Annotated in this window: 26 protein-coding genes; 22 read left to right on the top strand and 4 right to left on the bottom strand. The window is 39.3% G+C overall.

The genetic code is table 11. The features are described from left to right. Nucleotides 1-333 precede the first annotated feature (333 nt). The 10 genes from CR194_RS10400 (at nucleotide 334) to CR194_RS10355 (ending at nucleotide 9,247) form a co-directional block, all read left to right on the top strand. Nucleotides 334-1,716 carry a sugar ABC transporter substrate-binding protein gene (locus tag CR194_RS10400; protein WP_110609592.1) on the top strand — a complete coding sequence of 461 codons (1,383 nt, stop codon included), beginning with the start codon at nucleotides 334-336 and terminating at the stop codon, nucleotides 1,714-1,716. A 72-nt stretch (nucleotides 1,717-1,788) separates the two neighbouring features. Next, a complete protein-coding gene (locus CR194_RS10395; protein WP_110609591.1) occupies nucleotides 1,789-3,099 on the top strand; it encodes a sugar ABC transporter permease in 1,311 nt (436 codons plus the stop codon). 26 nt (nucleotides 3,100-3,125) lie between these two features. Beyond that, a complete protein-coding gene (locus tag CR194_RS10390) occupies nucleotides 3,126-3,968 on the top strand; it encodes a sugar ABC transporter permease (RefSeq protein ID WP_110609979.1) in 843 nt (280 codons plus the stop codon). Between the two features lie 260 nt (nucleotides 3,969-4,228). Continuing rightward, nucleotides 4,229-5,272: a LacI family DNA-binding transcriptional regulator gene (locus tag CR194_RS10385; protein WP_110609590.1), complete on the top strand. Its 1,044-nt coding sequence runs from the start codon at nucleotides 4,229-4,231 to the stop codon at nucleotides 5,270-5,272. Nucleotides 5,273-5,393: 121 nt separating this feature from the next. Then, complete coding sequence (locus CR194_RS10380) at nucleotides 5,394-6,500, top strand: AI-2E family transporter (RefSeq protein ID WP_110609589.1); 1,107 nt, start codon at nucleotides 5,394-5,396, stop codon at nucleotides 6,498-6,500. Nucleotides 6,501-6,598: 98 nt separating this feature from the next. Further along, on the top strand, nucleotides 6,599-6,970 hold the full coding sequence (locus tag CR194_RS10375; protein ID WP_110609588.1) for a rhodanese-like domain-containing protein: 372 nt from the start codon (nucleotides 6,599-6,601) through the stop codon (nucleotides 6,968-6,970). Between the two features lie 133 nt (nucleotides 6,971-7,103). Beyond that, nucleotides 7,104-7,247 (top strand): lmo0937 family membrane protein, encoded by a 144-nt coding sequence (locus CR194_RS10370; protein ID WP_110609587.1) that lies wholly within the window; start codon nucleotides 7,104-7,106, stop codon nucleotides 7,245-7,247. Between the two features lie 91 nt (nucleotides 7,248-7,338). Beyond that, nucleotides 7,339-7,608 (top strand): hypothetical protein, encoded by a 270-nt coding sequence (locus tag CR194_RS10365; protein ID WP_110609586.1) that lies wholly within the window; start codon nucleotides 7,339-7,341, stop codon nucleotides 7,606-7,608. A 114-nt stretch (nucleotides 7,609-7,722) separates the two neighbouring features. Further along, on the top strand, nucleotides 7,723-8,553 hold the full coding sequence (locus tag CR194_RS10360) for a YitT family protein (protein ID WP_110609978.1): 831 nt from the start codon (nucleotides 7,723-7,725) through the stop codon (nucleotides 8,551-8,553). A gap of 82 nt (nucleotides 8,554-8,635) precedes the next feature. Further along, nucleotides 8,636-9,247, top strand: coding sequence for a BsuPI-related putative proteinase inhibitor (locus CR194_RS10355; protein ID WP_158282236.1), 612 nt, complete (start codon nucleotides 8,636-8,638; stop codon nucleotides 9,245-9,247). A gap of 449 nt (nucleotides 9,248-9,696) precedes the next feature. Here CR194_RS10355 and CR194_RS10350 read toward each other — a convergent pair whose 3' ends face one another. After that, nucleotides 9,697-12,633 (bottom strand): DEAD/DEAH box helicase, encoded by a 2,937-nt coding sequence (locus CR194_RS10350; protein ID WP_110609584.1) that lies wholly within the window; start codon nucleotides 12,631-12,633, stop codon nucleotides 9,697-9,699. Further along, the gene (locus tag CR194_RS10345; protein WP_146035934.1) at nucleotides 12,623-13,564 is read right to left on the bottom strand and encodes a hypothetical protein; all 942 of its coding nucleotides are present in this window, start codon (nucleotides 13,562-13,564) and stop codon (nucleotides 12,623-12,625) included. The genes CR194_RS10350 and CR194_RS10345 overlap by 11 nt, the downstream gene beginning before the upstream one ends. Before the next feature lie 249 nt (nucleotides 13,565-13,813). Between CR194_RS10345 and CR194_RS10340 the strand changes: the two genes are divergently transcribed. From CR194_RS10340 to CR194_RS10320, 5 genes are all read left to right on the top strand, one after another. Then, nucleotides 13,814-14,425, top strand: a complete 612-nt coding sequence (locus tag CR194_RS10340) for a hypothetical protein (RefSeq protein ID WP_110609582.1) — start codon at nucleotides 13,814-13,816, stop codon at nucleotides 14,423-14,425. 108 nt (nucleotides 14,426-14,533) lie between these two features. Beyond that, nucleotides 14,534-14,803: a NifU N-terminal domain-containing protein gene (locus CR194_RS10335; RefSeq protein WP_110609581.1), complete on the top strand. Its 270-nt coding sequence runs from the start codon at nucleotides 14,534-14,536 to the stop codon at nucleotides 14,801-14,803. Between the two features lie 120 nt (nucleotides 14,804-14,923). Next, nucleotides 14,924-15,472 carry a hemerythrin domain-containing protein gene (locus tag CR194_RS10330; protein WP_158282235.1) on the top strand — a complete coding sequence of 183 codons (549 nt, stop codon included), beginning with the start codon at nucleotides 14,924-14,926 and terminating at the stop codon, nucleotides 15,470-15,472. 254 nt (nucleotides 15,473-15,726) lie between these two features. Continuing rightward, entirely contained in the window at nucleotides 15,727-16,449 is a 723-nt protein-coding gene (locus CR194_RS10325) for an AzlC family ABC transporter permease (protein ID WP_110609579.1), read from the top strand. Further along, a complete protein-coding gene (locus tag CR194_RS10320; RefSeq protein WP_110609578.1) occupies nucleotides 16,446-16,751 on the top strand; it encodes an AzlD domain-containing protein in 306 nt (101 codons plus the stop codon). The genes CR194_RS10325 and CR194_RS10320 overlap by 4 nt, the downstream gene beginning before the upstream one ends. A 134-nt stretch (nucleotides 16,752-16,885) precedes the next feature. On the opposite strand, the gene CR194_RS10315 is transcribed toward CR194_RS10320, so the two are convergent. Both CR194_RS10315 and CR194_RS10310 read right to left on the bottom strand, forming a co-directional pair. Next, a complete protein-coding gene (locus tag CR194_RS10315; RefSeq protein WP_110609577.1) occupies nucleotides 16,886-17,341 on the bottom strand; it encodes a GNAT family N-acetyltransferase in 456 nt (151 codons plus the stop codon). A gap of 22 nt (nucleotides 17,342-17,363) precedes the next feature. Continuing rightward, nucleotides 17,364-18,179, bottom strand: a complete 816-nt coding sequence (locus tag CR194_RS10310) for a Cof-type HAD-IIB family hydrolase (RefSeq protein ID WP_110609576.1) — start codon at nucleotides 18,177-18,179, stop codon at nucleotides 17,364-17,366. Nucleotides 18,180-18,368: 189 nt separating this feature from the next. Between CR194_RS10310 and ctaG the strand changes: the two genes are divergently transcribed. The 7 genes from ctaG (at nucleotide 18,369) to CR194_RS10275 (ending at nucleotide 23,376) form a co-directional block, all read left to right on the top strand. After that, complete coding sequence (gene ctaG, locus CR194_RS10305) at nucleotides 18,369-19,283, top strand: cytochrome c oxidase assembly factor CtaG (protein WP_110609575.1); 915 nt, start codon at nucleotides 18,369-18,371, stop codon at nucleotides 19,281-19,283. 18 nt (nucleotides 19,284-19,301) lie between these two features. Beyond that, the gene (locus tag CR194_RS10300; RefSeq protein ID WP_233254313.1) at nucleotides 19,302-19,931 is read left to right on the top strand and encodes an SCO family protein; all 630 of its coding nucleotides are present in this window, start codon (nucleotides 19,302-19,304) and stop codon (nucleotides 19,929-19,931) included. A 258-nt stretch (nucleotides 19,932-20,189) separates the two neighbouring features. Continuing rightward, nucleotides 20,190-21,485: a molybdopterin molybdotransferase MoeA gene (locus tag CR194_RS10295; protein ID WP_110609574.1), complete on the top strand. Its 1,296-nt coding sequence runs from the start codon at nucleotides 20,190-20,192 to the stop codon at nucleotides 21,483-21,485. After that, nucleotides 21,482-22,012: a molybdopterin-guanine dinucleotide biosynthesis protein B gene (gene mobB / locus CR194_RS10290; RefSeq protein WP_110609573.1), complete on the top strand. Its 531-nt coding sequence runs from the start codon at nucleotides 21,482-21,484 to the stop codon at nucleotides 22,010-22,012. Before CR194_RS10295 ends, mobB begins: the two co-directional genes overlap by 4 nt. Then, nucleotides 22,009-22,482, top strand: a complete 474-nt coding sequence (locus CR194_RS10285; protein WP_110609572.1) for a molybdenum cofactor biosynthesis protein MoaE — start codon at nucleotides 22,009-22,011, stop codon at nucleotides 22,480-22,482. Before mobB ends, CR194_RS10285 begins: the two co-directional genes overlap by 4 nt. After that, complete coding sequence (gene moaD / locus CR194_RS10280) at nucleotides 22,479-22,715, top strand: molybdopterin converting factor subunit 1 (RefSeq protein ID WP_110609571.1); 237 nt, start codon at nucleotides 22,479-22,481, stop codon at nucleotides 22,713-22,715. The genes CR194_RS10285 and moaD overlap by 4 nt, the downstream gene beginning before the upstream one ends. Nucleotides 22,716-22,929: 214 nt before the next feature. Beyond that, nucleotides 22,930-23,376, top strand: a complete 447-nt coding sequence (locus CR194_RS10275) for a HesB/YadR/YfhF family protein (protein WP_408640750.1) — start codon at nucleotides 22,930-22,932, stop codon at nucleotides 23,374-23,376. The last annotated feature ends 25 nt before the right edge of the window (nucleotides 23,377-23,401 follow it).

Here is a 23,401-nt window from a genome sequence, read left to right as displayed (position 1 = left end):
CAAAAAAAAGGGTTGTGTTTTTATAGAATCAAATAGTATAATGAGATCATAAAGTGGTGCAAACGATTTCACGAGACGCTCGTGAAATTCTTTTAAGCCACTTTGTGCAAACGGTTGTCTTATGTCAGACTTCTTCACTCAATATATACACAGTCTGGGTGACAGTGTAGAAAAAGATTTCTATCCATTCATTAGCAGTGAAGTTTTGAAAGCGATTACTTCTTGCTGACTGTAGAAGGTTTTTAATCTTAATGAGTGGCAAGTGAAGAGGTTTTATAGAAAGATAACTAAGGGTGCACAGAAAAGTAACATACTTAATAAGGGGGAAATCAGATGTTAAAAGGGAAGTCATTACTACTATCAATCATGCTTGTGTTGGTGTTGTCGATCGCTTTGGTCGCTTGTGGAGGAGACAACAATGATAATAACAATGCTCCAGCCAACGATCCAGAAACAAATAACGACAATGTAAACAACGTGGACAACGAAGAAGAAGTAAACAACACGGGAAACAATGATAATGCAGACAATATGAATAACGATGACAACAACAATGAGGCTGCGTCGGATGCAGATGCTCCGGAAAAGCCTGAAGAACTTGCAATGTGGGTAAATGATGAAGATGCACAATTAGATGCATATGAAGAAATTGCTCAACGTTTTACTGATGAACATGACATTGAAGTGAATGTTATTCCTTACTCTATGTTAGAGCAAACAGAAGGTATGTCTTTGGATGGTCCATCTGGTCAAGGGCCAGACCTATTCTTCCAGCCTCATGACAGAATGGGAGATATTCATCTTCAAGGGTTAGCCGCGGAATTAGAATTGACTGATGATCAATTAGATCGTCTTTCTGAATACAATGAAGAAGCAGTAACTGCATTTAGTTATGAAGGAATCCAATACGGAATTCCAGCTGTTGTTGAAACATATGCACTTTTCCGCAACACAGAACTTGTTCCAGATGCTCCTGAAACAATGGATGAACTAATGGATATTGCCCGAGACTTAACAGATGGAAGCAACTATGGATTCTTAATGGAAGCGACAAACTTCTATTTCACATATCCGTTCTTAACAGCTCCAGGGGGCTATGTATTTGCTCAAGACGAAGATGGCGTTTATGACGCTGATGACATTGGACTTAATAGTGAAGGCGCTGTTGAAGGTGCTGAAGTTATCCAGTCATGGTTCGAAGAAGACCTTATGCCTGACGGAATTGATGGCGACATCATGAACGGTCTATTTACAGATGGTCAAGTTGGTATGGTCGTTACAGGTCCTTGGTCTATTCCAGAATACGAAGAGGCTTTAGGTGACAACTTAGAAATCTCTATGCTTCCTGAACAAGATGGCGAAGTATTAAGCTCGTTCTCTGGTAACAAAGGTTGGTTAGTAAACTATTATACTGAAAATGAATATTGGGCTACAGAGCTAGCGTTGTTCTTAACTAACGCTGAAAACTCTCAAACATATTTCGAAACTGCTGGTGAGCTTCCTGCCCACACGGCTGTCGAAATTGATGATGAGTTCATGAGTCCGATTTTTGATCAAACTCAATATGCTGAGCCAATGCCGAACATTCCTGAAATGTCACAAGTTTGGGAACCAATTGGTGACGCACTTCAGTTCATCTCTCAAGGTGAAGATGCACAAGAAGTCCTTGACGAAGCTGTAGAACAAATTCGTGATCAAATTTCAATAATGAATTAATAAGTGGACATGATTAGGGATTGGGAAGGGTAACTTCCCAATCCTGAATCTTTAAATCAGGAGGAAGCAAATATGGCTACAAACAACAGTCAAGATAGACAAAATAAATTAGTCAACCCTCAACATAATCCGACTGTAGCTACGCTGCTCTCAATTATTCCAGGGCTTGGTCAAGCATACAATAAGCGATTCTTAAAAGGTGCTGCCTTATTCATTCTCTTTGCTGCTTTTGTAATTGCAATGATGGAATTCATCAGCTCCGGTTTACAAGGATTAGTTACACTCGGAGATATTCCACGAGAAGATGATTCTCGAGTCTTTTTAAGTAACGGAATTCTTTCATTGATTTTTACCGCTTTCTTTTTAAGCTTTTACATTTTGAATCTTCAAGATGCTTATAAAGACGCAAAGAGAATACAATTAGGTTGGAAAGTTCCAAATATTAGAGAAGGATTTAGAAATGCATGGGATACAGGTTTCCCTTATTTATTAGTGGGACCGGGACTATTCTTACTAATCTTTGTTGTTGTATTCCCTTTACTGTTTATGGTATTTCTTGCCTTTACGAATTATAATCTTTACAACGCACCGCCTAGAAACTTACTTGAGTGGGTTGGATTCCAAAACTTCTATGATTTATTTACTATAAATGAGTGGAGAAACACCTTTATCAACGTATTATCTTGGACGTTAATATGGACTTTTGTTGCGACGACACTGCAAATTGCTTTAGCGATGTTTTTAGCGATTTTAGTCAACGATCCTCGAGTAAGGTTTAAAAAACTTATTCGCACAGTATTTATCTTGCCTTGGGCTGTACCGGCATTCGTTACAATTATCATCTTCTCAGCTATGTTTAATGACAATTTTGGCGCAATAAACTTACAAATTATCGAACCATTATTTAATACTCGTATTCCCTGGCTTCAAGATCCTCTATGGACGAGAGTAGCTTTGATAACGATTCAAGTTTGGCTGGGCTTCCCATTTGTATATGCTTTATTTACAGGAGTCTTGCAGGGGATTTCCTCTGATTGGTATGAGGCTGCAGATATTGATGGAGCGAACCGTTGGCAAAAGTTTCGGAACATCACGTTCCCTCACTTAATGTTTGCTACCGCACCCTTATTGATCATGCAATATTCATTTAACTTTAACAACTTTAATATCATTTACTTGTTTAACCAAGGTGGACCAGCTGTTCGAGGTCAAACCGCCGGTGGATCAGATATTTTGATTTCATGGATTTACGGATTGACGTTCGAAAATCAGCAGTTTAATATGGCTGCAGCCATTTCAATTATTTTAGGACTACTTGTAGCGACGTTTGCGTTCTTCCAATTCCGTCGTTCTCGTTCCTTTAAAGAGGAGGGAACTTTCTAATGAGTACTACAACAGAGAAAAAACCTATGAGTAAAAAGAAGAAAAATATACTTGAAATGACTGCGATTTATACCATTATTGGGATTATGTTTGTGATTATTCTTTATCCTTTACTTTGGGCAGTAGGAGTATCATTGAATCCCGGAACAGGTCTCTATGGAGCGAAGATCATTCCGGAAAACTGGTCACTTGTTCATTATGAATGGTTGTTCTTCGATGCAAGAAGTAACTATTTAGTCTGGTATCGAAATACATTATTCGTAGCTATTTCCGTATCCTTTTTAGCAACGTTCTTTGTAGGAATCACTGCCTATGCCTTTTCAAGATATCGTTTCAAGGGTAGAAAATATGGACTGTATGCTTTCTTGCTATTGCAGATGTTTCCAATCTTAATGGCCATGGTTGCTTTGTATATCTTGTTAAATACTGTGAATTTACTTGATAGCCTGATCGGGTTAATCATCATTTATATTGGAGGAGCCATTCCTATGAATGCCTTTCTCGTTAAAGGTTATTTTGATACACTTCCTCGAGAACTTGATGAGTCAGCTAAAATTGACGGAGCCGGTCATTTCCGAATCTTTTTCCAAATCCTGCTTCCGTTAGCAAAACCTATTTTAGCTGTTGTAGCATTGTTCAACTTTATGGCACCATTTATGGACTTTATCTTGCCACGGATCGTATTAAGAAGTCCGGAAAACTTTACACTGGCATTGGGGCTATTCAATATGGTAAATGATCAATTTGCAAACACATTTACACGATTTGCTGCAGGTTCGATATTAATTGCCGTGCCGATCGCTTTAGTATTCTTATACCTACAAAAATACTTGATCTCCGGATTAGCATCTGGTGCGACCAAAGGTTAATATAGTCATGAATGTTCGAGGTACGGGCTAAGGAGGAGACCTTCTTTCTCCGTACCTCTCTTTAAATAAAGACGAACGATCTACAAATGCTTTATTTAATGGAACATGTCTGTTGTCATTCGAATATGAAAGCGTTAAAATAAGAAACCTATAGTTCAAAAGGTATGAAAGCTCAACTGAAGTTTTAAACTAAAAGAAGTGAGAAAGGCAATGAGGAGAGTGACCTCGTTGATCTTATGATATAGAAGGGATGAAAGAACATGACCGTGACAATTAAAGATGTAGCTAAAATTGCAAATGTCGCCCCTTCTACTGTTTCACGTGTAATCGCAAATAGTCCAAGGATCAGTGAGCCCACGAAAGAAAAAGTTCGGGAAGCGATGAAGGAATTAGGTTACCATCCTAACTTTAATGCCCGGAGTTTAGCCAACAAAAGTACGAAAACGATCGGATTAGTCATGCCTAATTCTGCAAATAAGACGTTTCAAAATCCTTTTTTCCCTGAAGTTATTCGTGGCATCAGTTCTAAAGCTCACCAGTTGGAATATGGTCTGTATCTATCTACTGGACAGTCAGAACAAGAAATCTTTGATGAAGTTCAAGACATGGTTCAAGGAAAAAGAGTCGACGGAATCGTCCTTTTATATTCAAAAGTGAACGATAAAGTCATGGATTATTTACGCAACCAGAAATTCCCTTTTACAGTGATCGGCAGACCTTACGATGAAAACATGAAAGATATTACGTATGTGAATAATGACAATTTAAAAGCAGCGAAAACAGTCACTGAGTACTTGATTTTACTTGGGCACCAACAAATTGCCTTTATTGGAGGGAATTTAGATACAGTCGTAACACTTGACCACATGAAAGGCTATGAAAAAGCGTTAACGAATGCAGGTATTGAGCCCCGTAAAGATTACGTTGTCTTCCATGAAGAGCTTCAAGAAGGTGGGCAAGAAGCTGTTATTGATTTGATGAGTTTATCGGAAAGACCGACGGCGTTAATTGTGGCAGACGATATTATGACATTTGGTGTGATGAGAATGTTAAATGAGATGGAAGTGAAAGTACCTGACGACATTTCCATTGTGAGCTTTAATAATGTCATGATTTCTGAATTGTCCTCTCCACCAATGACAACAGTTGATATCAATATATTTAGTTTAGGATACGAGGCCGCCAATTGCTTAATTGAGAAAATAATGAAACCTGGAACAGAACCAAGACAAGTGATTATTCCTCATAAAATGATTAAACGGCAGACATGCCAAAGGCTTGTAAGACGTCTATCGGCTCAGTAAACCTAGTTATAATTCACAGGTCAAGCTACTTGGAAGAAGAGTCACTCTTTCTAGTAGCTTTTTTGTTCTCTTTCTTGCTATCCTATAATAAGACTATTAATCAAAAGAAATGAGGGGGAGTATGTATCAAACACGTTTTCTAAAGTTCTTAGTTGTTGTACTTTTGCTGTTACTAATTATTCTTGTAGGTTCCCATGTGTCATTTATATTCAGACCTCTTGTTGTATTTTTTCAAACATTATTTATTCCATTTCTCATTGCAGGGGTTTTGTTTTATCTGTTACGCCCTGTTGTTCATTATCTACATAGTAAAAAAATACCTAAGTCTTTAGCGATCTTGATCATTTATTTGGTGATGATCGGCCTGATCATCCTGTTAGTCGTGTTAATTGGGCCTGTGTTCCAGCGACAAGTGACCAATTTGGTTGATAACGCTCCGATGCTGTTTGAAGAGCTTAGACGGCTTTTAATACAATTAGAAGACAATGAATGGGTTTCACAGTTCCAAGAAACAGAGAATTTTTCGATTGAAGAAATCACAAATAATTTAACAAATTACTTGGCTGAGGCATTTGATTTTATTACAACGAACATCGCCAGTTTTATCGGTGTAGTGACGAATGTATTATTGATTTTTATTGTCGTTCCGTTTGTATTATTTTATTTATTGAAAGATGGAGATAAAGCGCCTAAACAACTGCTTCGATTTTTACCTGAAAAACAGCAGAATCAAGGGTATCGCATCCTTGAAGATATGGATATGAAGTTAAGCTCTTACATACAAGGACAAATCATCGTAAGTTTTTGTGTAGGTGTTTTAATGTATATCGCTTTTTTAATCATAGGGATTGAGTATTCACTCATTTTGGCTTTAATTGCCATGTTCACGAATATTGTTCCCTTTGTAGGGCCTTGGATTGGAACTGTTCCTGCTGTAATTGTCGCCATTATTGATTCCCCTATGATGGTCGTTTGGGTCATCCTGGCGATTGTGATTGTTCAGCAAATAGAAAGCAATCTTATTTCACCTCAAGTCATGGGGAGAAAACTGGCGGTTCATCCTTTAACCATTATCGTCTTAATTCTCGTAGCGGGGAGATTTGCAGGCTTGTTAGGTTTAATTTTAGCCGTCCCAATGTACGCAGTAGCTAAAGTCATTATTTCCCACATGTACCGCCTGTTCCAACTGCGAAAAAAAATAGATGAAGAACTGAATCGAAAAGAATGATGGAGCCAATGAAGAGGAGATCGACATGCTTTACATTTCGTTTTTCGTTGGCTATTATGGGTAGAAAATAAGTAAATATTATATTAGAGGTGATGAATGTGAGTTTCGAACATGATGGTGTGAACCAAGTAGACAAAGAAGAATTAAAGAAAATTTTGGCACAGTCAAACCCGAACCAAGTGGTACTTGATGTCCGTGAACCAGACGAATATCATAGCGGACATATCCCTGGGGTGCCTCTTGTACCTATGCACACGATTCCAAACTTATTAGATGGATTTGATAAAGAGAAGGAATATATTTTCATATGCCGGAGCGGGAACCGGTCGCAGAATGTGTCCTTATTTATGAAACAACAAGGGTTTGATCAAGTGACGAATTATGATGGTGGAATGTTGGCATGGGACGGTGATACTAAAGAAGGTCCCGAAAAGCAAATCACCACGAGTGATGAATTAAAACTATACTAGTGATATTGACCCAATTTCCTTCTGTGTTTTCACAGAAGGTTTTATTTTTTGAAATTATGGTAATAACAAAGACTAAGGGCAACCTTTAATCAAAAAATATAAAACGTATAATCGAAGAGGAGGATGTTGTAACATGTTATGGACTATTGTTGGTATTATTATTCTTATGTGGCTATTAGGATTTAGTTTTGAAGTAGGTGGCGGATTAATCCATCTATTGTTAGTCGTTGCACTTGTTGTTGCTATTGTGAATTTAATTAGCGGACGACGGGCTTGACCGGTCTCTTAACGTCAAGTCGTTTATATAGAATTTTTTGATTTTGAGACATAAATCTAGGAGATAATCCAAGAAGGAAGGAGTGAGCAGATTGGCAAATAAATGGCTCACATCTACTTTATTAGCAACCGCGGTCGCTGCAGGAAGTTATTATTTAGGAAAAGATGAGAATAGAGAAAAGCTTTCTCACAACTACAATCGTTTGAAATCTAAAATGAAGAAGGAAACAAAAGAAGATTATGATCCTTATTACGCTGAGAAATTAGGACATTCAGATCCTCAAGACATTGGAGATAATTCAATGGTTGATGAAGGCGCTGTGTTCTCAGTTAATTACTACAATGAAAATCTAAAAAAATAAAAGATAGAAGCCACTATTCGGTGAATGGTGGCTTCTATTTATGTGCCGGTCGTGATACATTGAACGAGAGCATAGCAGCAATGTGAATGGGAGGAATTTTCTTTGAAAAACCGAATGAATCTGGGAGAGGAAATAAAGGTATTTACCATTTCTGCCATAAGTGGTGCCCTTCTTGCCATGAGTTTAAACTTATTCTTAATCCCTGCAAATGTCTTTGCTAGCGGGTTTACTGGAGTGGCGCAAATTATTTCCGAACTCATTCCCTTATCGCCGGGTATCTGGCTATTATTATTAAATATTCCTGTGGCAATTCTCGGCTGGTTAAAAGTCGGGAAAAAATTTACGTTATACAGCTTTGTAAATGTAGCATTCACTACCCTGTTTTTAGAAATTATTCCTGTTCAAGGCTTTTCAGATGATATTATTCTGAACTCCGTTTTCGGTGGAGTTATTGGTGGAGTTGGTGCTGGGATCGTATTAAAATGGGGAGCTTCTTCAGGTGGACTGGACATTTTAGCCTTGTTAGCAGCTAAAAGAAGCGACCAGCCTATTGGCGTTTATTTTCTCATGATGAATTCCATCATCGTGATCACATCAGGCTTAATGTTTGGGATGGAAAAGGCTCTCTACACACTACTGACGTTGTATGTAGCTTCCCGTATTATTGATACGATTCATACTCGCCATGTGAAACTGACCGCGATGATTGTCACAAGTAAACCGGATGAGCTTCAGGAAGCCTTTCATCAGAAAGTTACGAGAGGTGTGACTAGGATCCCTGCAAAAGGTGGGTACACGAAAGAAGACAAAGAAGTGTTGATGATTGTTATTACTAGATATGAACTGTACTTACTCCAACAGGTCGTTGACGAAGTAGATCCTCAGGCTTTTACAAATATCGTTCAGACGACTGGCATTTTCGGTATGTTTAGAAAAGACGATTAAGAAGTGTAACAAAAAAGACAGTTTCACGACTAATGTTATACAAATGGATGTGACATACTTTTTTAGAGTTGGAGTGATGGAAATGATTAAAATCAAGGGACTCTTAAGTTTACTGATAATCATCATGCTTGTGTCTGCTTGTGGACAGTCAAACAGTAATACCAATGGGGATTCACTAGACAATTCACCCAACCAAGGTAATGAGAGTGAATCTGTAGACAATGATACCAATGGGAACAATGATCAAGGATCTTCAAATGAAGCATCTGAAAAGGAATCTTCCGATAAAAACGAAGAGGGAGAGGATCAAATGATTTTAGAGTCAGACTTGGAATATTCTGTGCAGCTCCATGAGGATGGTTCATCTTTAATTGTTCAAATGAAATTAGTCAATGTGGGAGAGCAAACGAAACGACTAGAATTCTCTTCAGGGCATCAATTTGACGTGGTCATACGAGACGACCACGGCGAGATCATCTATGATTTTGCGGAGGACAGAGTGTTTACACAAGCGTTTATTACAGAAGAGTTGGCACCAGGAGAAGAATTGATATTTGAAGACACATGGACTGATATGGACCCATCCGTTAGTCCGTTGCAAATTTCAACAAAGTTGAATATTTATCAATTGGATGGTCAGTCGTTACCAGGCGAGCCTTTTCAACTTGAAAAAACATGGTCTTCGGAAGAATAGAAAATGGAAGGCTGTCTATGAAGTCGATATGCAATCGGCTTGGTGGACAGCATTTTTTTATGAAATAAAGGTAAAAGTTTATAATGCGGTAGATTGACGACGTTGAGGAGGAGCGAGGGATGTGAACGTCGCTAACATGAGAGATTGGCGACGTTGAGGGGGAGCGAGGGATGTGAACGTCGCTAACGTGAGAGATTAGCGACGTTGAGAAGGAGCGGAGGGATGTGAACGTCGCTAACCTGGGAGATTGGCGACGTTGAGAGGGAGCGAGGGGTCTGAACGTCGCTAACATGAGAGATTGACGACGAACAGAGGGGAGCGGAAGAGTTGAACGTCGCCAACCTGATAGATTACCTACGAACCTGGAGCACACTTTTAAATATAAACATGCTATCAAAAAGTGAAAATGCTTTTTTACATATGACTTCAAATTTTAAGCCGTGACCACGTCACGGCTTTTTAAATAGTTCGTTTAATTCTGCTTTTGATAATGTCCAGATCGGGAGGGGGCGTCCGTCGATTACCGCTTTTTGCAGCTTTTTTTTCTGTTGCAACAGGTGGGCAATCCGGTCTTCAATCGTCCCGGCTGTTGTAATAGTATGGACTTGGACGGGCTTCGTCTGTCCTATTCGATGAATGCGGTCCGTTGCTTGGGCTTCCACCGCCGGATTCCACCAGCGGTCATAATGGATCACCTCTGTAGCTTCTGTCATATTGATACCGAACCCACCAGCTCGAAGGGAAATCACCATAATAGGTGCTGTTTGGTGAGATTGGAATTGTTCAATCATTTCTTCTCTTTTTTTTGAAGACAAGCCGCCATGAAAAAACGGAATTGATATGTTCCAATGTCGTTGTCCATAGGCTTGAATGAGAGAACCGACAAACCGGTATTGGGTAAAAATTAATCCACGTTTATTCGTAGTTAGCCAACTTTCCATGATCTTTCTCGCGAGATCCCATTTTTCAGATCGACCTTGTTCAAATAAGAAGTCGCCGGTTTCTTTAAATAGCTGTCCAGGGTGATTACATATTTGTTTTAGCTTGGTCATTGTTTTGAAAAGAAGCGCCCGTTGAAGGGGAACGGGATGATCTTCATCGTAGGAATCATTAAATTCTTCTACGACCGCTTCGTATAGAACTTGTTGTTCTGTAGAAAGGGATACTATATGGTCTACGGACGTTTTTTCAGGTAATGCTAATTCTTCCATAAAAGCTTCTTTCGTTCGTCTTAGCAAAAAGGGTCGAACGATTGATCGCAAATGTGATAATTTATCTTCCTTATCTTTTGAATTGGTGGTGGATAGAAAATTTTCCGTAAACCACACGTCATCTTTTAGTAACCCTGGGTTCAATAAGTCCATCATGCTCCACATTTCGATCGGATGATTTTCTATAGGTGTTCCTGACAAGGCAACGTGGTGCTTTGCCTTCAGCTCTTTCATTGCTTTACGTTGTTTTGTTCGGCTGTTTTTTAATAGTTGGGCCTCGTCGTATATACATCCGCACCAATGAATCGAACGGAATAAATCAAGATCTCTAGTGGCTACAGGATAGGAACAAACAATCACGTCAGCTGTTGATTTTTGTTCATTAAAATGTTGTTCTCTTTCTATAGGAGACCCGGAATGGTGATACACGGACAAATTCTCAGCGAATTTCTTTAGTTCCTTTGTCCAATTGTGAACTAAACTGGATGGACAAAGGATCAAGAATGGGGTAGACGACTGTTCATGGCTATGAACTTCGTCTATATATGCAATCGTTTGGATCGTCTTCCCTAACCCCATATCATCGGCAAGACAACACCCTAGATGGACTTTACGCATCTTCAGCAACCACTCGGTTCCCTGTTGCTGGTAGTCACGTAACAAATCGATCCATTTCAAAGAAATAAGACCTTTTGTTTGCCCCTTTTCTGCCTCTAATAAGTCTGTTGCTGCAGTAGATAAAGACCAGTCAATCGGGAGGGACCCTTGTTCATCCGCAGTGTTTTCCCCGGATGGATACGAATCTGTTTCATGTAAAGCAGCCCTTAATCCATCAAAAAAAGTGAACGGTGCTCCACTTTCGGCAGATTGATCCACATGACTCAGTAACTTTGATGCCATATCCAAGTCCCAAACAACCCAGGCGTCATGAATATGAATCACTCGCTGTTGTTGCTGAACCATTTTTCGAAATAAAGATTCTTCTATTTCCAGGTCTTGGACTTTTAACTGCCATGACACATGGCTTTTCACCCAAGGTCGAACGATTTGTATGTTCTCTTCGGGATCGTATAATGACAAGCGTGCTTTTAGGCGAGGAACAATTTTTTTCTTCAGACTTTCTGGGATTAATACAGAAACTCCTTTTTCCTCTAACCTTTTTACGCCATGTAGTAAATAGTCAGCAAAGGTATCGTGATCCATATAGAAACGATAACTTTCTTCATCAAAGTATGAAAAGGGTAGACCTTCCTTCTCAAAGATAGAGCTTTCCCGTTTAAGCCAAGGAATAGGATTTGAACGGAATGGATGGTCTCCAGCGACGATGTTTGTGATCGAAACAAACGTTTGAGTCAGCCATTCTTTTAAATACCACTCTAGTCGCCATGCTCCTTTATGTGATTCTGGTTCGTAAATAACGAGTTGAAGCTGAAAAGGTTCCGGCGTTTTCCCATTCCAAAGGTGAGTACATATGGGATAGAGGTGGTTAGATATCAAAAAAGATTGATTGGGATTGCTTAAAGCTTGGATCCATTGGTCTATATGAGGGTCGTCTGTGTTCATGGACAGCGATTTCTTATATATTTGAATGAGTTTACTGAACGTTTCAGACTTAGGGACATAGTGTTGGAGCCAATCTTCAAACCATTTCAAAACCTTCTCCTTATTCTTTTCAATAAAGACGACGGGGTCATCCGTTTTCTGACTGAGAACAGGAATAGCTAACTCTCTGATTTCAGACGAGAGCTGTGAGCTAAACGTCCAGTATCCTTGTGCTGTAGGCGTTACTTCTTTTTCAGTAAGATGATCAAGAAGTTCTTCTATTGTCTGCATAAAAGCTTTAGAAGATGGATGAAAAGCACCGTTGAAGCGGTCCAAATCCATTTGCATAAGGTAGTCCATCTTTTCTACGGGAATGAATATGCCTCGTAACGATTGAGAATGGTCATTATTCAATGGATACGATCGAATTTGCAAGTCTACGCCGAAGAAGGACTCATAGTGGGAAAAAAACAACTGATGCTTTGTCGTCAGAGCTTTCTCTTTTGACATAAGAATCGGTTGTTTTGTAAAAGAGTCATTCGCATGTTGAAGCAATAATAGTACGCCTTTTTCTGTCTTGTCTGTCACTATGGCAATAACCAGTTCATCCTTTGTTGCATACCTATGCTTCAACTTGCTTCAACCCCTCATAAAACGCCGAGTATTTTCTGTATTTTTTCCGTATCATTGCTAAATATTGTTCGAATCTGTTCTGATCATTCGTTCTCTCACTCATCTTTTGTAATTCTTTCAAATAGATGTGAGCTTTTTTGTAGTGAGCGGAAGACTTTTTTTCAATGAGTCGTTCAATCCACTGCATATAAAGGGGGACGGCTAAGTCTACCCTGTGTTCACAGATTTTCTTAAACAAGCTTTGTTCTTCTCGTGTAAACAAAAGAGGGTCTTGCGGAAAATAAAGCCACGCTCGAATTCCTTCATCATAATCAAGGTGATAATCAATAATTTGAAAGAAGGTTCTCCGTGTAGGTGTATGATTCTGCAACGGAAATAGTTGATTTATGACCTCTTTTTTCAATTGCAGTTGTTGGTTGGGTACGGATAGAGCCGTGTAATACTGTACATATTTTGAAAAGTGTGGACGAGTCAACCACTGTTTAAGCCAGGTCATTTGATCAGTTGTGGTGCATTCTAATCGCTCTCTTTGTTTTAAGAGAGGGAAATCCTGTTCACTTCGCTTCAAAATGGAGCTTAACTCCTCGTCATTTTCGATAGACTTAAATGTATCTGAAGAAAAAGTTTGCATAAAGGACAACAATAAGTTTTCCACTTCCTGCTTACGAAAAGAGTAAAAACCTAAGTGGATCAGTTGCTTTCTTACCTGTTGGAAGATCAGAAGCCCAAACAGGAGCTGCCACTTATTCATATTTGAATTGTTCTCTGAAACAACCTCTTCTACACCAACCATTGCTTCTTTGAGCCAATCTCTGAAAGTGAGTTTAATATGAGGTTGAAAGGTCCACTCTTCACAAAAAAATCCTACTTGATCTAAGTGGGACTCAACCAGTAAATGTAGTTGGTTTAGATGATTATGACTATTTGACATAGACCTAGCACCTGCTTCGCTTTTAAAAATTTGTATGACGTTGTTTAGCATACACAAGGTTAATCCCCTGAGGTCGCTCTTTCATCGCAGAAGACTTCTCTATTTTACAAGTTTGTGATTCTTTCCTCAAACGTTTTTGCCCGGATCACTAGAATATAGGCGAAAACAGTGTCTTTTTTTTTCGTTATAAACATAGGATAACTAATAAGATCTTTGACTTGGCAAATCAATAAAGAAAGGAGCGAGCGAATGAAGGAACCGGCCTTCAGGGCACAATTTAATGATATTTGGATTGAATTACATCGTTCCATGTTGAAAACGTTTATTCATAGGCTTTTATCATCAAACTATCGGTTAACATGGAGACACGATCAAGAAGGCATCGAATTAGTGATTCACTCCGGTGAGGCACAATTGTTACTCCCTATGAAATTAGAAAGTGAGTGCAAAACGATTGTTGACATTAAAGAAGTTGAAGTAAGTGAAGAAGATTTGGCAAATTGTCTTGAAGATCTCATTACAGAAAGTAAAGGAAGTGCCATTGTTCGCACCATTTCAGATGGTACGAATTATGTAAGTTATTTTGACGGTGGAAAAGTAGTATCCGTGCTGAAAACGAATGGAGGGGGGGAGCACATGTCGGATTATCCGATCGGCGTCAAAAAAAAGCAATCGTTAATATCCAATGCATCGGTTCGTCACTACGTTATTTGTGCGGAGATTGATTATCATCTAATGGAATTAAAAGAAGCCATTGATAATAATGATTATATAGCTAAAATCCAAATCAAGGACAAACTAAGAAAACTTTCAAAAGAAAAAGAGTTAAACATGAAAAAATTAAAAGCGTCTCTTCGCTAGCTGTCTTCTTGACAAGCTAGTTTCTTCTTGTTGCAGCTGTAGTTACTTTATCTTTTTAAACAAATCATGTTAAACTGAAGGTACTTACATAAATAGGAGGTATGCGATATGGCAATAGAAGTAAAAGGCGAACCAACACCTAATCCAAATGCAATGAAATTCACTGCAAATCAAGTTCTTTTCGAAGGGCCGGGTAGCGCTTCATTTAAAAAAGGACAAGACACGGATCATCCTTTAGCAAAAGAATTATTAGCTTTAGATGGTGTTGATAATATTTTCGGATTCCAGGATTTTGTAACAGTGAATAAAGAAATGGGTGCCGAATGGGATTCATTATTACCTGAGATCGAAGCTGCTTTCGAAAAGGTTTACGAATAGAACGACTAAACGAAGAGGAAACTCTTCGTTTTTCTTTTACCCTTTTCTGTGATTTAGATCACGGTGTCTTCTTACTATTGAACGTATACTGAAGATACTTCAAAATGAGGAGGGACAATGATGCAAGAATTCCAAGGATGCGCTAGTTACGATTTACAAACCCCTACCAGTTACTGTGAGGCGTTATCAGAGTTGTTAGAAGAGCATTGGCCGTTACGAGAACAAATGAATGCGCTTAAAGAATCGGCTATGAAAATTAAAAGGCAGAAATCTCATTCTGCTGGTGAAATAGACGGTCTTTATCAGCTGATGCGTCGATTCAAAGTGGAAATAGACCTTCATTCTTCGAAAGAAGAGGATGTTCTGTTTGAAATGATGGTGAAGCATATTGGCAGACAAGGTGGCCCCATTGCTGTCATGGAAGAAGAGCATAGCCGCGCTAAACAACATATAGGTTACTTCTTCGAAAAATACGGAATGGATAAGGGTCACCCTGTTGAGAAGGCAATTGAATTGGCTCAGCATGTTTTAGTGGTCTATCAAACCCTGACGGAGCATTTTATGAAAGAAGAACAAATTTTATTCCCTATGGCTGAAAAATTGTTATCAAAGGAAGAAAAAGAGACGTTAAAAGATCAGTTTCTACAAATAAAAATCAGCATGATTTAGCTAACTGCAATACCACTGACGCTTTGTGCAGTGGTGTTTTTTAAATCAACGAGAATCTTTCCGAGAGCTTTTATCACACAAGAAAGGCCCATTTGATTTCTGAATGAACAAATGAGAATCGATTACTTTTTGGATGTTCATAATACGTCGCCTAATTGATGCATAAACCTTGACAATAGAGTAAGATTGTAAAGTAAAATGAATAGATCATTTGTCATTTCAGTAAAGAAACAAATGGGGGAGGAAGTGATGAATTGGAAGCGGCAGCACAGATAGACGAAAGAGAGATCAATTGGCTAAAAAGGGGATTGGTTTCAGGAACTCCGATAGCAATCGGTTACTTACCTGTAGCGCTCACATTTGGTTTAATTGCTGGAAGCACAGGATTGACGGTTTATGAAGCAGTATTAATGAGCTTTCTTGTCTTTGCAGGGGCAGCGCAGTATATGGCTCTCTCCATGATAGCTCTTGGAGCGGGGGCGATGGAAATTGTCGTATCCACCTTTATTGTTAATTTCCGTCATTTGTTAATGAGTGCCTCAATACATGAGCGCGCCGAAAGAAGTTCAAATAAAAGTCGTGCACTTTATAGCTTTTTTCTTACAGACGAAGTATTTGCAGTTGCCTCTACAAGCGAAACACCGATTCGTAGCCATTACATATTAGGCGTAGGTTTAGTCGCCTACTCAAGTTGGGTTGGATTCACCGGGGTTGGCTATTTTGCAGGAGCATTTCTTCCAGGGATCGTCCAAGAGAGCATGGCCATCGCTTTGTACGCATTGTTTATCGCCCTATTGATCCCCTCAATCAAAACCCAAGGGAAAGTGGTCATTCGTTTAGCTTTTCTAGGTGCGTTATTTAATACTGTTTTTTCAATTTGGTTGTCCACAGGATGGGCAGTGATGCTGGCAACCATTCTTGCAGTAGTTGTTTATGAAGGAATAGAACAAGTCATGAACAAGGGGGGACTCAAATGAATCTAACTTTGTTTTGGATGATCGTAGGGATGGCCATCGTCACCTATATACCAAGATTGCTTCCACTGGTGATGCTGCAAACGGAACACTGGCCAGATTGGAGCAGAAGAATGCTTTCAAGAGTGCCCTATGCCGTGTTGGGAGCGTTGATTTTTCCAGGCATCCTCTATATCAATGAGGCCATTTGGTTCGGTTTGGCTGGCGGAATGGCAGCGATAGCTCTTGCTTACATTGGCGCTCCACTGATCCTAGTCGTTGGAGGGGCGATTGCTTTTCTTACAATCATACAGTTTATTATCTAAACGATATTGCAAGACTAAAAGACGTAGACAAATCTCATATGAACGTAAAAAAGGATGGGGCAGGGCCACCATCCTTTCGCTTAAGAAAAGAAGAAATTATCTTTATTTGTTTGGAAAGCGTTATAATTGCAGAATTATGTTAACGTTCTGCCGTAGCGTTTAGAGACGATATCATAAAAACCTAGTGAATTATATAATCTTTTTGTTGCCGCGTTGTTTACGCCAGTTTCAAGTTCAATCCCTTTGAATTCATGATGCTCTGCCCAATAGAGTACTTTGAGTAATATTTTTCGGGCAATCCCTTTTCGGCGAAATTCTTTTTTTACATACAAGTCATTGAGCCAAACGTAAGCCCCACCCTTGTCTAAACCAATTCCTTTGTTGAGGAATGCGCAGCCAACGAGTTGTCGGTTCTCTTCAGCCACGAAGAACTCAGCCTGTGATTCAGGATTCAAGACTAATTGAACCGTATGTAGAAGAGACTCTTCAGTTGTCCCGCCACTTAAGCTATTCATTTGTTCCATCATGAGTTCAGTAATAGCTTGAACGGTTTCTGTACTTGCAGGTTTTTCTACTTTGTAAACTTCCATAACGTCCATTCTCCTCTCTCAATTATGTTCTAACGGAGAAAAACTCCTCTAAAAACGTTGCCACGCCATCTAGTTCATTTGTTGACGTTTCCTCATTGGCTACGGATTTCAACTCATCGATAGCATTGCCCATCGCTACACCGCATCCAGCATATTCGAGCATTTCTAAATCATTATTTTCATCACCAAAGGCAATGACTCGTTCTTGGGGAATATTTAAGTGGGCTGAGATTTCTTTCAGACCAACGGCTTTATTCAATCCAGCTTTGACAATCTCAATCACGTGCCAAGGTGCACCCCAAGATCGTTGTTCAATGACCTCTGCATGAGCATTTGCAAGAAGTTCCTTCAATTGGTGATGTTGTTCATCATTTGGATGAATTAATAAAGATGTTGGATCATTTTTAATGAGGTGATGAAGATTTCCATGATCTGATGGAGACTGATTCAAGGTGAACACTTCAGCAAAACCTTTGTTCATGTAACGTAAATAGTAATCATCCATCACTTCTACCATAATATTTTTCACCCTAAATGTTTCGCACGTATCAATAATGGTTTTTGCCGTTTCTTTTTCTAATGGAGTGTGAATCGTTTTGAACGTTTCCGGTGCAGATGGGTGATGCACGAAAGCTCCATTGAAGTTTACCATTGGTGTATCAAGAGCAAGCTGTTGGTAGTATGCTTTACTGGCTCGATAAGGTCTACCGGTGGCAATGACTACTTGATGTCCAAGTTCACGAAGTTTGAACAACGTAGACCTGTTTTTGGGAGAAATTGTTTTTTCATCGGAAAGTAACGTGCCATCTAAATCAATGGCGATTAAATGTGGTTGCATCTATATTCCTCCTGAGTATAATTAAGGTCTAAGGGTTAGAAAACCTATTTCTTCCATCGTCAAAACGATAGGATTTACCATGAATTCATGTTATAAATATACTATAACACGGTTGATCTATGTTAAAATACGTTTGTTATGTCTTAAAACAATTTGAAATAGAATCTCTATAGGATAGGGGATAGTAAAATGGAACAATTCTTCTCAACATTTACTGCCCGAACGATTTGGACACCGGAATTAATCGTTGTTCTTGCGTTGGTCAGTGTCGTATATTTTTTAATTATCACGAAGTTTCGCCATCTTTTCAAGGATTCTAAGCCTGTTTCCTCGCGAAGAATCTTTTATTTCCATCTCGGCTTATTAGCTATTTATCTCGGGTTTGGTGGGCCTTTATACGTTTTAGGTCATATTATGTTAAGTATGCATATGTTATCTATGGCGATTGTTTACCTGGTTGCACCGCCTCTTCTTTTGATTGGTATTCCATCATGGTTTTTCAAGTTCTTTACTCAGTTTAAAGTGATTCGAGGGCTTTTTACTGTGATTGGCTTTCCATTAATAGGATTGATCTTATTTAATGGGATTTTTTCATTTTATCATTTACCCGTTACGTTTGATTATTTAATGACGAATGAAGGGATGCACAACTACTATCAAATTGCCATGCTGTTAGCAGCTGTATTGATGTGGTGGCACATTATTCCAAGAATCAAGACGAAATTTGATTTATCCGAATTAAAACGAATTGGCTATATGTTTATGAGTGGTGTATTGTTTACGCCTGCTTGTGTATTGATTATTTTTGCTTCCGGTCCTTTATACGCCACGTATACCGACCCTTCTACATGGGCGATTGCCATGGCTTACTGTTTACCTCCAGGAGCAGAGATCCCTTATGAAGTTTTCTCAGGGCAGCAATCATTAACACTGTTAAGTCCGCACCATGATCAACAGTTTGGTGGAGCGATGATGAAGGTCATTCAAGAGCTTGCTTATGGCGTGGCGATTGGATACACGTTCAGAATATGGATGAAACGGGACAAAGATGAAACACCGAAAATAAAATTTCAAGAATATGAAATGTATCAGACGAACGGATAACAAAGAGAGAGGGATTGTATGAAAGCAATGTTGATTCGGGCTGGGATGTTGTTTGTGGTAATGATAGCTTTCAGCGGATGTAGTTTCTTATATGATGATGCTTCTGAATCTGCTCAAGGCGATGCAGTCATTGACGTATCTCAAGCTGAAGAACCATGGGAGGTCATTGATTTTCAAGGGGAGAATCAATTTGGTGAAGAAGTATCAGTGGAAAGTTTAGCTGGGGAGTGGTGGATTACGAAGACGATCTTCACTCGTTGTCCGACTGTCTGTATGACGATGACACCAAATATGGTTGAATTACAAAAAGGTTTGGAAGAAGAAGGAGTAGATCTACGAATCATCTCCGTAACGGTTGATCCGGAGTTTGATACTCCTGAAAGACTAGAAGATTATGGAGAATCTTACGGAGCCAGCTTTGAAAATTGGGATTTCTTAACAGGATATGAATTCGAGGATGTTCGAGAATTTGCCTTAGAGTCATTGAAAGCCCCAATCCAAGAGGTACCAGAACAAGACGATATCATGCACCCTACCAGATTTTATCTCGTGAATCCTGAAGGGGTCGTAGTAAGAATGTATAGTGGTGAAAACAGCTTTGACTTAGAGACGACAGTGAATGATATTCGAGAAGTCACTGGTCAATAATATAGATGAAAAAAACTGTCGGATGACTTCGGCAGTTTTTTTGTCGCTGAGACTTAAAATCGTTTCTATGCACAAAAACTAAGGGACTATGCTGAAAAATAGAGAGTCTATGCACAAATTTCAAGATCCTATGCTGAAATTAGAATAATTTTCATCGATCTAATTGAAATACATAAAAGTTTCGAAATTGTTCCATACAATTTAATCAAAGAATTGTTAAACTAGAAGAAGATCAATGGGAAAGGATGTGATGACACGATGTATGAAAAACGTGAAGCGATTAAAGTAAGTGAAGCGGTCGCCCGTGTCATGAATTATACAAAAACAGGTGAGAAAGAGTATATAGATTTGGCAGAAGCAGAAGGAAGGTACTTAGCGGAAGACATAGTAGCTGATCATCCTATACCACCCTTCGATAGGTCTCCTCTTGATGGGTTCGCTGTCAGAAGCAAGGATACGGAGAAGGCAACGAGTGACAATCCAGTGAAGTTACAAGTAGTTGAAACAGTCGGAGCAGGACATGTCTCGAGTACATCCTTAGAAGCGGGGCAAGCGGTTCGAGTGATGACGGGGACAATTATGCCTTCTAGTTGTGATGCGATCGTCATGTTCGAACTGGCCACGGAACGAAACGAAGGTGACCAAACGTATATCGAAATAAAGCGTTCATTTGAGTCCGGTGATTACGTATCAAAAAAAGGAGAGGAAACAAAGAAAGGGGAAGTAGTTGTAGAAGCTGGAACGAAAATAACTGCTGGTGTGATTGCAGTACTAGCTACCTTTGGCTACAGCGAAGTCCCTGTTTCAAAAAAACCGGTCATCGGCATTTATGCTACTGGAACGGAGCTGTTAGACGTAGATGAAGAGCTGCAACCAGGGAAAATTCGCAATAGCAATGCGTACATGATTATCTCTCAAATTCGTCAATCAGGCGGAGAGCCAAAGTATTTCGGGAAACTAGCCGATGACTTCGATCTTTGTTATGAGGCAGTATCAGAATCATTAACAAGTGTCGATGCTTTGATCACCACAGGTGGAGTTTCAGTAGGAGACTTTGACTTTCTTCCGGAAATTTATACGAAGCTAGGGGCAAATGTCTTGTTTAATAAAATCGCTATGAGGCCAGGGAGTGTAACTACAGTAGCTGAAAAAGACGGGCAATTGCTATTCGGACTTTCTGGAAATCCGTCTGCTTGTTTTGTAGGGTTTGAGCTTTACGTTAGACCGTGGATGAAAACGTATCTTCAATCGCCAAAACCTTATTTACAAATAGTGAAAGGAAGTTTAACTGCGGACTTTCCTAAACCCAATCCGTTTACAAGATTTATTCGGAGTAAAGTAGAATATGACAACGGGAGAATCGTAGCCTCTCCTGTTGGTATGGATAAATCTCAAGTTGTCACATCGCTAGCTTATACGGATGCTCTTGTGGCCGTTCCAGGTGGGACAAGGGGCTATCGTTCGGGGGATGAAGTAGATATCTTGCTGCTCTCTTCAGAAGGGAGCAAAGAACCCATTAAAGATTTTATGAAAGTTCGTGAAGGATCACTATGAAGATCCATCAAATCGTAGGATACACGAATTCCGGTAAGACAACGATCATATCAACAATCATAAGAGCCTTATCTCTAGAAGATTTAAAAGTGGCGACTATCAAACATCATGGACACGAGGATCCTCTCGTAAAAGAATCAGAAGAAAAAGATTCTGTAAAGCATCGAAATGCTGGAGCGGTTGGAACACTCGTAGCCAATGAGAATGAATTCAACTGGATAGTTCATCATGAGGGGCAGTTTTTATTAGAGGACTATGTGCGCATGTATCAGGCGTTACCGTTAGATCTTCTTCTTATAGAAGGGTACAAGAAAGAGGCTTATATGAAAACTGTCATTCTTCGTTCAGAAAAAGACTTGGAACTTCTCCATAAAGCGAAAAATATCACAGCTGTCATTTGTTGGGATAAGGATTGTATGATACGTTTAAAAAGAAGCAGAACTTTGCCATTGTTCCATGTGGAAAACCTTGAAGAATATGTACAATGGTTTAAAGAACAAGTGATCAAGGGGGGGGAATATGAATGACTGAGAAGAACTTTGAAATAGTGCAAGAGCCGATAAAGATTGAAGAAGTGATTAGCAAAGTGGAAGACCGGAATGCCGGGGCAATTAATACATTTATTGGAACCGTTAGAGAATTGACAAAGGGAAAGAAAACGTTGTATTTAAAGTATGATGCTTATGTACCTATGGCAGAAAAGAAACTGTCGCAAATAGGTGATGAAATACAAGCAAAATACCCTGATGCCAAAGTAGCGATTACTCATCGAATTGGCGAACTTGCCATTTCGGATATTGCAGTTGTGATTGCCGTATCGACGCCACACCGGGCTGACTCTTTCGATGGGAGTCGCTACGCCATTGAGAGGATCAAAGAAATTGTGCCAATATGGAAGAAAGAACATTGGGAAGACGGGGAAAAATGGATTGGTGACCAATTAGAAAAAACAGCCTATCCAGATGGAAAACCAAACCCGGAGGAGGTTCAAAAGTGATCCGAATTTTGTTGTTTGCAGAATTAGAAGAAGTAGTGGGAAAGCGGGAAATAGAACTTTCAGATGAAGAAATTTCAGTAGGTGAGATTCGTGAAAAACTGGAAAAACAGTACCCAGATCTTCATAAGATTCGTTCGGCAATGGCTGCCGTGAATGAGGAATATGCTGAGAATACAGTGTTAGCTCACGAAGGGGATTTAGTCGCCTTTATCCCTCCTGTGAGTGGAGGCTAATCGAGATCGTCATGAAATAGTCACATTTATTAGCTGTAAAAGGGGAAGGATGTGATCAAGTTCACAGAAACATACATCCTACTGAATTATACTGTAATTGTCATTGGTTGAGATCTTTTAAGTGAGATCTCAACGCGATGCATAGCTTTACTTCCTTTATATAACAACCTAGCGTGGTTTTCCCCAAGAGCCAGCTAGGAGACCAAATGAAAACATGAAACAGACATCAAGAGAATTGGTTCATTATGACCCCCAATCATATGAACAAGAGGAACGGCTGCTTTTCGCAGTCGTTTTTTCTTTGTGTTTTTTAAATCATCTTTTAGGGAAAAACAATAAAGAATACGGTCATCTTGGAGGGAAACGAATGAAAATAACAGTAACAAATGAAGCTTTGAAGTGGTTTAAAAAAGAACTAGAAGTAGATTCAGGAGACCATGTACAGTTTTTTGTCCGATACGGAGGTTGTGGAGATTTTCAGACGGGATTTTCATTAGGAGTAACGGTGAAAGCCCCAGATGAAGAAGCAACTTCGACAGAAAAAGAAGGCATTTTGTTTTATGTTGAAAAGAAAGATGAGTGGTATTTTGACGGACAAGGTTTTGTCGTCACATACGACGAAGAGAAAGAAGAAATCTCTTATAATCATGATGATTCTTAACCGATCGGCGCCCTGTGGAATTTCA

This window comes from Salipaludibacillus keqinensis (assembly GCF_003226325.1).
Lineage (GTDB): Bacteria > Bacillota > Bacilli > Bacillales > Salisediminibacteriaceae > Salipaludibacillus > Salipaludibacillus keqinensis.
Note: the sequence above shows the minus strand (reverse complement) of the source record. Positions and strands in the feature narration are given on the sequence as shown.

Bases quoted from the DNA above. Each gene is read 5' to 3' on its own strand.
- CR194_RS10345 (WP_146035934.1), bottom strand. From the start codon at position 13,564: ATGTCAAATAGTCATAATCATCTAAACCAACTACATTTACTGGTTGAG.
- CR194_RS10380 (WP_110609589.1), top strand. From the start codon at position 5,394: ATGTATCAAACACGTTTTCTAAAGTTCTTAGTTGTTGTACTTTTGCTG.
- mobB (WP_110609573.1), top strand. From the start codon at position 21,482: ATGAAGATCCATCAAATCGTAGGATACACGAATTCCGGTAAGACAACG.
- CR194_RS10320 (WP_110609578.1), top strand. From the start codon at position 16,446: ATGAATCTAACTTTGTTTTGGATGATCGTAGGGATGGCCATCGTCACC.
- CR194_RS10300 (WP_233254313.1), top strand. From the start codon at position 19,302: ATGAAAGCAATGTTGATTCGGGCTGGGATGTTGTTTGTGGTAATGATA.
- CR194_RS10370 (WP_110609587.1), top strand. From the start codon at position 7,104: ATGTTATGGACTATTGTTGGTATTATTATTCTTATGTGGCTATTAGGA.
- CR194_RS10355 (WP_158282236.1), top strand. From the start codon at position 8,636: ATGATTAAAATCAAGGGACTCTTAAGTTTACTGATAATCATCATGCTT.
- CR194_RS10395 (WP_110609591.1), top strand. From the start codon at position 1,789: ATGGCTACAAACAACAGTCAAGATAGACAAAATAAATTAGTCAACCCT.
- CR194_RS10310 (WP_110609576.1), bottom strand. From the start codon at position 18,179: ATGCAACCACATTTAATCGCCATTGATTTAGATGGCACGTTACTTTCC.
- CR194_RS10340 (WP_110609582.1), top strand. From the start codon at position 13,814: ATGAAGGAACCGGCCTTCAGGGCACAATTTAATGATATTTGGATTGAA.
- ctaG (WP_110609575.1), top strand. From the start codon at position 18,369: ATGGAACAATTCTTCTCAACATTTACTGCCCGAACGATTTGGACACCG.
- CR194_RS10400 (WP_110609592.1), top strand. From the start codon at position 334: ATGTTAAAAGGGAAGTCATTACTACTATCAATCATGCTTGTGTTGGTG.
- CR194_RS10275 (WP_408640750.1), top strand. From the start codon at position 22,930: ATGAAACAGACATCAAGAGAATTGGTTCATTATGACCCCCAATCATAT.
- CR194_RS10385 (WP_110609590.1), top strand. From the start codon at position 4,229: ATGACCGTGACAATTAAAGATGTAGCTAAAATTGCAAATGTCGCCCCT.
- CR194_RS10390 (WP_110609979.1), top strand. From the start codon at position 3,126: ATGAGTAAAAAGAAGAAAAATATACTTGAAATGACTGCGATTTATACC.
- CR194_RS10285 (WP_110609572.1), top strand. From the start codon at position 22,009: ATGACTGAGAAGAACTTTGAAATAGTGCAAGAGCCGATAAAGATTGAA.
- CR194_RS10315 (WP_110609577.1), bottom strand. From the start codon at position 17,341: ATGGAAGTTTACAAAGTAGAAAAACCTGCAAGTACAGAAACCGTTCAA.
- CR194_RS10335 (WP_110609581.1), top strand. From the start codon at position 14,534: ATGGCAATAGAAGTAAAAGGCGAACCAACACCTAATCCAAATGCAATG.
- CR194_RS10295 (WP_110609574.1), top strand. From the start codon at position 20,190: ATGTATGAAAAACGTGAAGCGATTAAAGTAAGTGAAGCGGTCGCCCGT.
- CR194_RS10360 (WP_110609978.1), top strand. From the start codon at position 7,723: ATGAATCTGGGAGAGGAAATAAAGGTATTTACCATTTCTGCCATAAGT.
- CR194_RS10330 (WP_158282235.1), top strand. From the start codon at position 14,924: ATGCAAGAATTCCAAGGATGCGCTAGTTACGATTTACAAACCCCTACC.